This is a genomic window from Microcoleus sp. (genome assembly GCF_049646505.1).
GTDB lineage: Bacteria > Cyanobacteriota > Cyanobacteriia > Cyanobacteriales > Microcoleaceae > Microcoleus.
In genome coordinates this window covers 1-4,914 of record NZ_JBARVX010000547.1, presented here as the reverse complement: position 1 = coordinate 4,914, position 4,914 = coordinate 1, and the positions used below count along the sequence as shown (strand labels likewise).

General features: G+C 42.6%; 4 protein-coding genes, 1 tRNA gene and 1 pseudogene. 1 reads left to right on the top strand and 5 read right to left on the bottom strand.

What is annotated here, in order from left to right:
• From WBA89_RS25860 to WBA89_RS25850, 3 genes and pseudogenes are all read right to left on the bottom strand, one after another.
• Positions 1–190, bottom strand: a pseudogene (locus tag WBA89_RS25860) (urease accessory protein UreD); the annotation flags it as partial.
• 63 nt (positions 191–253) lie between these two features.
• On the bottom strand, positions 254–1,567 hold the full coding sequence (locus WBA89_RS25855; RefSeq protein WP_424410473.1) for a photosystem II assembly protein: 1,314 nt from the start codon (positions 1,565–1,567) through the stop codon (positions 254–256).
• Positions 1,560–2,483: an SPL family radical SAM protein gene (locus WBA89_RS25850; protein ID WP_424410471.1), complete on the bottom strand. Its 924-nt coding sequence runs from the start codon at positions 2,481–2,483 to the stop codon at positions 1,560–1,562. Before WBA89_RS25850 ends, WBA89_RS25855 begins: the two co-directional genes overlap by 8 nt.
• Positions 2,484–3,057: 574 nt before the next feature.
• Between WBA89_RS25850 and WBA89_RS25845 the strand changes: the two genes are divergently transcribed.
• Entirely contained in the window at positions 3,058–3,360 is a 303-nt protein-coding gene (locus WBA89_RS25845) for a flagellar alpha dynein (RefSeq protein WP_424410469.1), read from the top strand.
• A gap of 236 nt (positions 3,361–3,596) precedes the next feature.
• Here the strand turns inward: WBA89_RS25845 and WBA89_RS25840 are convergent.
• Both WBA89_RS25840 and WBA89_RS25835 read right to left on the bottom strand, forming a co-directional pair.
• A tRNA-Gly gene (locus WBA89_RS25840) sits at positions 3,597–3,667 on the bottom strand.
• Positions 3,668–3,811: 144 nt separating this feature from the next.
• Positions 3,812–4,914 (bottom strand): helix-hairpin-helix domain-containing protein (locus WBA89_RS25835; RefSeq protein WP_424410467.1); only part of this gene is annotated, 1,103 nt, incomplete at its 5' end.

Sequence of the window (4,914 nt, the reverse complement as noted above, 5' to 3'; positions counted from 1 at the left end):
TGTGCAAAATGACGCTGTGACAAACCTCTTTCCCTTCAGGATAAAACGGGCGCTGCACCTTGAGGGGCGCTTGCATTTGATTGTGGATGATTTGAGTTGAGCCGCTGCGGTTGGCGTAGACTAAATTGAGGCGGCCGTGCCATCCAGTTTGAATGTTATTTGTAGGTTGTTCAGTCGAGTTTTGAATCACAGATTTTTAGAATTAAATGTTAAGAGTTACACTTTTTTTCAGAATTTATTAGATGTATATTCATCATTTTTTTGCTAGTATCACATAATCATCAAGCCCATAATGCGGATCGTAATGTAACTTAAAGTGCTGGCGGAAAAGTGGACTGATAAATTTCTGGACAGGTAGATTTTCTCTAGCAAATTTTCCAAAATTATAATTAGATTTCCTGCTATCGGTAGAACTTAAATATTTATACCAAACCAAGTTTAATTCCAAATTTTCAACAAATTGTTTAACTACACTTAGCTCCTGTTGGCAATCATCAACTTGACGAACATTGTACGGCTTTAGCAACTTTTTTTCTTGAATAATTAGCAAAGCGTAACCCGAATCATTCAGGCTGCTTGTAAATATATCCTTGTAAATTTGAAGGGATTTTTCTCTTCTCTCCTCATCATTAAAAAAACAGTGAGAAATCACTATAAAATCAAAGAATTTTTTGGGCAGTCTTTTAGATTGATTTTCCCCATCAAAGATACTAGAAGTATCAAAACGAAAGTAAGCATTCATCGCCTGGGGTTCCATGTACTGCCGCCAAAACTGGAGTCCGCGATATTGAAAAGCTTTTTGCTGTTCCAAAGAGTAGTAGGATATGTGCATTGGTGGCATTGAAAAAAAGTCGCTACTGCTTTGTAGCAACAAACCAAGTCCGTAAGCAACAGTACCCGGCCCCGCCGCAATATCGAGGATATTGAGTTTAGTTGGCAACAACCCTGCTTTGTAAACCAGGAACCAAGCTAAATATGTACAATAGACGTTATCTAGGAAATATCTCATTAAATAGATGTGAGGACTTAGCTCAAAACTGTATTGAGGATCTTGTCCTTCTTTCAGTTTTTGTATGTCGTCAATAGCTTGTTTAAGTAAATAATCAATATTGGTTTTTTCGCGGGTCAACTTATTGATTTCGTTCTTGATGAAGCCCGCCAAATGTTGTTCAAATTTATTAAATACCTTGTCATCAATCCCAGTGCATTGAATCATACTTGCATCGCATTCTATCAATTTGAAAGCTTTGGAAATATATTCAATCAACTTTGTGTCGGGAAACAAGGTTGATTCATCAATCAGCGCCAGAGAATCGTCAAGTTGCCCGAAGCTTAGTTGTATTTCTAATTCTGCTAAATGCCGATCGCCTTCTTTGATGCGGTCATTTTTTTTCTGCAATAACTTCTCAAGCTGTAGGCGCTCTTTAAATAGCTTCTGCTGCCATGAGAGTTTTGCCCCGGAATTTTCTATTTGTTTTAACAGTTGTTTGGCAACTCGATTATTTTGACTTTTAACGGCTTCGTTAAACTGATGGGAACGCCACCAGTTAGCCAGCGGATTACTCATAGCCAAACCCCTCTTTACCTTCCATGATTTCAACATCCGGGAGCATCGCAATTAATTTATCTTTAAACTTGCGATAACTCTGTTGTTCGCTATTGTACCACCAATCGTACTTTTGTTTAAGAGCTAATGCTTCCTCGCGAGTTGACGCAGTTAGCGATCGCCCGTTGCTGGCATGAAAATCCTGAATTACCACCCGATCTACAACTTCCAGCTTGTTAATAAAATTAGCTTCATCTTCCGGTAATGTAGGGAGTAGTGGCGTCACAGTTATAGAAAATCTGACTTCGCAATTTTCTCGGTAAGGAAAGCTATCTCTTAGTTTTGCCATAGCTTTGAGTCTTGCAGGAATACTCGGCGATTTTGGTTCAAAATCTTTCCTCACTTTTTCGCTACCAGTGGGAATGCTCATGTTAATTCGCAACCGCTGAAATTGCTGTAAAATATCGACATCTCTAATTATCATAGGACTGCGAGTTTGGATAACCAGCGTTGGTTGATAGGGAAGCATCACTGGTAACAAGTACCTAGTTAATCGTTTTTGAGATTCAATGGGCTGATACGGATCTGTGACACTACTCATGTAAATGCTAGGTGGTCGATCGGGGTTTTTTTTGTACCAAATATGCAAATCTTTCTTTAAAATTTCCGCTGCATTTTGCTTGATAATTACCCAATCTCCCCAATCCTGCCGCATCTGTGAATTAGGGCTAAAAGCAGCAGCATAACAATAGCTGCATCCGTACTGACACCCGCGATAAGGATTCAGCGTGAAATCGTAAGCATTGATAAAGCCAGTCGCTTTGTTGAGCAATGACTGTGCATTTTGTGCATACACTTTGGCACTTCCAAACTTCTCTACGAGTGCGACTGTGTGTTGCTCGTCGGCGGAATATCCTTCATACTGAGACTTTACCATGATTGAACCTGCTACAGTATTACAATGAAAAATGTTTAGGAATGATCGAGGCGATGGTGCTTCGATCTTACTACTTCACTTTACCGCACTCAACAAACGTTAGTCAAACACTGGGGAATTACTCAACTTTACAATAAGTTTTTTGAAGAACCAACAAGTCAACTTTATAAACTTCATGAAGCGCTCGATCGCGAATGTAATGCAGCTTACGGATTTACTGACAGCGACGATATTTTAGCAAAACTGCTGGAATTGAACCTAGAACTGGCAGAAACCGAAAAACAAGGTCAGCCCATAGTTGGGGCCACAGCCCCGAATTAAGCGAAAATACTAATTGCCAGGTAAAATTTTTTATCCATTTCCTCTGCAATTCTTGCCCAGCATCAAGGCAAAATTGAGATCCATCCCCAAATCGGACTGGGTACGGAATTTGTGATTGCTTTGCTTGTTGCTGTCTAAAACAGGATACACACAAATTCACGATAAAAAACTCTCCAATCATATTGGGGCTATTTGGTATTTTATTCATGAGTATAACGTTAGTTTATCTATCAATTAAAACCCTGGCCTTGCTATGCAGGACTACCAGGAATTGAAAGCGGCCAACAAGCAACTTACAGAATGGGATGCGGAACTGAATCGGTTACACGAGCGCGACGGCGATTTGGTGCTGAAGGTGCAGATGTTGGAGCAAGAACTCAAAGAAGCGCAGCGCTCACGGGAAGCAAATCAAAATGTGGCTCCGACCAACGCGGATTTTCCAGAGCCGGCAGACTTGCTCAACCAGTTGAAAGGGCAGCGCAAAAAGTCGATCGCAAGTTTGGCAGACATTGAGGTGATTCTAGAGTTGCTCGATCGAGCTGGCGGGGCGTTGTGAGGGAACCTTGACTTGCTGCTGGAGCTGAAGTCTTTTGCAAGTAAGGCATGACTGTTACCAAAACTTGATACTCAGTTGATACTCAGTTGATACTCAGTTTGGCCGTTTTCTCGTCAAACGGTAGTCACTTGATACTCAGTTGATACTCAGTTTGACCCCTCGACAACCCCTTATTGTGGGCAATAAAAAGCCTCAAACCGTTGATTTCTCGTTGGTTTGAGGCTTTTATATTCAGAAGCGGGCAGCGGGAATCGAACCCGCATAGTTAGCTTGGAAGGCTAAAGTTTTACCACTAAACTATGCCCGCACACAGAAACTAACCATACCACAAGCTTCTGATAATTGCAATAGGCCCGTGCAAAATTTATTGAGACTTCTGTGAAAATGGCTGAATCGGCCCTCCTCGCCCTCCTCGCCTTCCAAATCCCCGTCTCCAAGGCTACCAAAGACTTTACGGATGGAAATAATCGTAGATTTGCTGCGCCAGACGCGGGCCAATCCCAGAAACTTCTGCCAACTGTTGGGGAGTCGCTAAACGCAGATAGTCGATCGACCGAAAATGCGCTAACAAAAGTTTTTGTCGGTGGTGTCCCAATCCGGGAATCTCATCAAGGCGCGATCGCTTCATTCTCTGGCTTCTTCGATCCCGATGAAAACTCACAGCAAATCTGTGCGCCTCATCCCGCACCCGCCGCAATAATTGTACCCCTGGCTGCTCAGAATTAGTTGGCACCGGCAAAGATTCCCCCGGCAAAAATATCTCCTCTCGCTGCTTTGCCAAACTGACAACCCGCAACTCTTCTAGCAAATTCATCTCCCGCAAAACTGCCACAACGGCTGACAATTGACCTTTGCCACCATCTATCATAATTAAGTCCGGTTTGTCAACAATAGGAGGGGAAACCGTAGAGAAACTTCCCATTTCTGTCTGTTCTCCTAAATCGCTAAATTCTTTTTCCTTATTTCTTCTATCCGTTAAATCCGTTATAAAATCCGTTGCCGAACTTTCTTCTTCCTTCACTCCTCGAAATCGTCTGCCGAGCACTTCTGCTAAACTAGCAAAGTCGTCAGAATGACCCGATTTGATTTCAGGATTTTTAATTTTGTAGTGGCGGTAGTGTTGGTTGGCCGGCAAACCGTCAATAAATACGACGCGGGAAGCTACAGCGTCAGAACCTTGAATGTGAGAAATATCGTAACCTTCTATGCGGTGCGGAACTTCCGGCAAATCGAGAATTTCTGCTAAATCTTCCATTGCTTGAGAATTGCGATCGCTCAATCTTTGCATTCTCGCCAATTCATACTCAGCGTTGCGTTCCACCATCTCAACTAACTCCGCCTTAGTTTGTCGCTGCGGAGTCAAAATTGTTACCTTTCGCCCTTTACGGTTGCTCAACCAATCTGCTAATATTTCCCCTTCTGGTAATTCGTACTGCACTGAAATTTCGCTGGGAATTTCTACAGATTCGACATTTTGATAGTGTTCTTCCAACACTCGCTGCAAAATCGCTCCGGCCTCTACCCCCCCTCGTTCCCCCCCTTGCCAAGGGGGGG

Coding starts and splice junctions, on each gene's coding strand:
- WBA89_RS25855 (WP_424410473.1), bottom strand. CDS start 1,567: ATGAGTAATCCGCTGGCTAACTGGTGGCGTTCCCATCAGTTTAACGAA.
- WBA89_RS25850 (WP_424410471.1), bottom strand. CDS start 2,483: ATGGTAAAGTCTCAGTATGAAGGATATTCCGCCGACGAGCAACACACA.
- WBA89_RS25845 (WP_424410469.1), top strand. CDS start 3,058: ATGCAGGACTACCAGGAATTGAAAGCGGCCAACAAGCAACTTACAGAA.